The organism is Seonamhaeicola sp. NFXS20 (assembly GCF_049132085.1).
Lineage (GTDB): Bacteria > Bacteroidota > Bacteroidia > Flavobacteriales > Flavobacteriaceae > Seonamhaeicola.
Genome location: NZ_JAFMPU010000027.1, coordinates 1 through 3,405, shown reverse-complemented (window position 1 = coordinate 3,405; position 3,405 = coordinate 1). Strand labels below are relative to the sequence as shown.

4 protein-coding genes are annotated in these 3,405 nt (G+C 32.0%); all 4 read left to right on the top strand.

Features of this window, described 5'->3' with window-relative positions:
* Positions 1-149 precede the first annotated feature (149 nt).
* The 4 genes from J1D01_RS17240 to J1D01_RS17225 all read left to right on the top strand — a co-directional run bounded on the left by J1D01_RS17240 (position 150) and on the right by J1D01_RS17225 (position 3,259).
* Positions 150-707: a hypothetical protein gene (locus J1D01_RS17240; RefSeq protein ID WP_421151746.1), complete on the top strand. Its 558-nt coding sequence runs from the start codon at positions 150-152 to the stop codon at positions 705-707.
* Between the two features lie 599 nt (positions 708-1,306).
* Positions 1,307-1,894 (top strand): hypothetical protein, encoded by a 588-nt coding sequence (locus J1D01_RS17235; protein WP_421151745.1) that lies wholly within the window; start codon positions 1,307-1,309, stop codon positions 1,892-1,894.
* Positions 1,895-2,079: 185 nt separating this feature from the next.
* Positions 2,080-2,553 carry a hypothetical protein gene (locus J1D01_RS17230; RefSeq protein ID WP_421151744.1) on the top strand — a complete coding sequence of 158 codons (474 nt, stop codon included), beginning with the start codon at positions 2,080-2,082 and terminating at the stop codon, positions 2,551-2,553.
* 157 nt (positions 2,554-2,710) lie between these two features.
* Positions 2,711-3,259 (top strand): hypothetical protein, encoded by a 549-nt coding sequence (locus J1D01_RS17225; protein ID WP_421151743.1) that lies wholly within the window; start codon positions 2,711-2,713, stop codon positions 3,257-3,259.
* Positions 3,260-3,405: the final 146 nt, after the last annotated feature.

Below are 3,405 nucleotides of genomic sequence, written 5' to 3'. Positions count from 1 at the left end.
TTCCTTTATTTTTTTACTTTTATAAAAACTAAATTAAAAATATAAAGCACACAACATGCTGTATAATTAATGGCCGCATAAAGCCAACGCTTAAACCAAGCCACTAACCATACAGCTGTACGTTGTAGGTAATGTAAACAGAGTCGTAAATGATTAAAATTTTTAGATTAATAATACTATTTGGACTTGTTACAAATGTATCCTTTTCGCAGACTGACAAAAAATTCTTTGTGGATGACAATGAAGATTATGTTTTTTTATCGGACTCGGACTTAAAATACTCTAATCGGAATCAACCAAATGCGGAAATTGATGTATTTGTAAAAACATCTGGAAATGAATTTCAATATACTTTATTGATATCAAAAATAACCGAACATGGATTTGAAAAAGGAAACCTTTTGGACGGACAATATGAGACTTATTACAAAGAAACCTGTGGTTGCGAAGTTTCTGAAATTGATTTAGTCCTTTACAACAACATAAAGCCTTTAAGACATTTCATCTCGACATCAAAAGGCGAAAACAAATTTAAAGGAATTAACTCAAGTTTTGTAAGCGGTAAATATCTGTACAATATTCTGTTCCTGACTTTCGAAAAAGATTTTGACAACCAAACAGCCAATTATGCTGATATAATGAACACCTTGGTTATAAACGGAAAAACGACTGTGGATAATTATTCAGAATATGAAAAGTCGGAATAAAACCACTACCTACAACACCGTGTATAAAAAATTGCTAGTTTTATACTAAACCAATGTCAGTTGCTTTGCTTGCTTGCATCCGATTTTCCTTCGGAAAATCCTCGCACACAAGCACGCAACTTTCCATACACATAAACGTTACCAAACATAGTTTTACAAAAAAAACAGACCCAACAGATTTTCCCTTTTTGCTATTTTCTAGAAATTTAAAAAAGTTCGTTTCCTCTAAAAAAATTTGAATATTTCGGACGACGAACTACTTGCCTATTTGCTGCTTAAAACAGTAGTTTAATGGTCATTTACTTGCTAAAAATTTTATCGGACTTTTGGGCTCGTGTACTTTTGCCAGGGTCACTAACCGCCTAAAATAAAAAGCGAACGTGTTAGAAAAAAAAAGCAAAACGCAACCAGTTTTCGCTTTTTAAGCTATTTTGCTTTTGTCTGGGCATAAAACTACGTTTGGTAACATGGGCTATAATTCATTGCTACGGATTTTTCCTGCGGAAAAATCCTGCTTTTTTGCTATCTTCGTGCTACGGCGGAAACAATCCTGCGGATTTTTTCCGCAACGAAACCATAGCCAAACCGTTGGCTACAATATGAATAGAATACGTAGAAATAACAAAAAGCAGAATCGATATTCGATTTTATTCCCGATTTTGACAATTGTCGGAATCGGAATTATTATTGCTTTTGTGACAAACTATGAACCTAATTGGAGTTATAATTGGAACGGAATCCGAGCAGAAATAAAAGACTCTATTCAAGTCGCAGAATTACGTGGAATTACAAGTGGAGTTGGCGGAATGGGAATTTCAACAAAAAACGAAGTTGAAAGAAGAAGATGGATAATGAAAAATGCAACGGAATCGGAACTTCTAAAACTGACTGAATATCCAAACGGAATTGTAAAAGGAATTGCTTACGAGGGGCTTTTAAGAAAAAAAGAATTTTCTAATAAAACAGAGTTGACATTAAGAGCTATTCGTGACACGACTTACCAAATAGATTATCAATCTGGTTGTTTAGGTTGGAATATAAATATTGGAGAATATCTTGTACAAAATGTGCTATTGATTGACGACGAAATTCCACCACCTGAAAGATTACCAAATTTCGGTTTATCCGAAATAGACAAGGAAAAAATATTAGCGGAATACAAAAAACGTCTGAAAAGAGAATATTAAAAAATACTGTAGCCAACAACGGCTATAATTCATTGCGGCTGAATTCCTAATCGGAATTCACCGCAAATTTGCTATCTTTCGTCTACGGCGGAAAGAATCCTACGGATTTTTTCCGCAACGAAATCATAGCCAAACACGTTAGCAAACATTTACCAAAATCATTAACAAAAGAAAACAAATTAAAAATGAAAAAAACAAAACAAATCTGCCAACTAATCCTTTCTATCAGTGTCCTATTAATTTTCGGGTGTAGTAATAATTCCGACGACGAAAAATCAAAAGAAACCTTCCTCCAAAAGTATAACGGTACAGTTTGGGTGTCCGAAAATCAGCAAACAGAAGTGTTTTATTTAGTTAAAAATGACATATTAAACCCAATTCCTGACTTTTTTAAATTAACAAATTCAAGTGACTGTTTCATAATGAGCGAGTTCGATACAGACTTTGACGAAATTACAATAAACGAAGCTGACAAATTAGAAATCTATTCTGACTATGGAACAAACGAATATTATACTTATACATTTACAGTTATTGGAGATAATAAGATTCATTATAAAAAAAATGAATTTTATAATAATTCTACTTACGTAATTGAATATGACTTGATTAAGACTAATTTATCAGAAAATGACCTTAAACCAATTTGTGAAAATTAAAAAACGTTTGCTAACACCGTATAAAAAAAATTGCTAGTTTTAGTTAAACCAAAGTTAGTTGCTCGTTTGCTTGCTTCTGATTTTCCTTCGGAAAATCCTCGCACACAAACACGCAACTTTCCTTATACATAAACGTTGTAACACATTTGAGAAACTGATGAACTTAAAAAAAATACTATCTAATTTTGGAAGTTGGATTTTTATTGGACTTACATTTTTAGGATTTATAATTATTTATGCAGGAATTGGCGGAAGAGGGAGATATAATGCTACAGGAGAAACTAATTTTTATTTTGTAGCAGTCGGAATAGTTCTAATTATACCTTTTCTGATTTATATGCTAAAAACAAAAATTCTAATAGATAAAGCGGAGAATGAGGAAAGCAAAAGAATTTCTGACTTGATTAGAAGTGGAGATAAAGTTATTGTCGATTTAGATAATTTAGAAATACAGAGCAATAGCTACAAACAAGAAATAGAAGTCGGAAGTGGATATAACACACGGAATGAATATATTGATGTTAATCATAACGTGATACTTATAGATGTACCATATAAAAATGACTCAATTAAATACAAATTGAACGTTGATATGGACACAACGAAATTAAAAATGCACTTTGCGATTAAACAGGAAACTGAATTATATGTCGACCCTACAAATCCGAATAACAACTATTTGAATTTAAGATTTTTAGAAAGTTAAAAAAACGTGTTACAACACCGGTAACCGTTGCACAAGCCCATAATGTATCCTAAAATTATAATTAGAAACCGTCTTTTAAAGGCGGTTTCTGTTTTTATACACTTAAAAACTCTGGTGTTTTAAAAGGCTTTAAAAGCATGTTTATA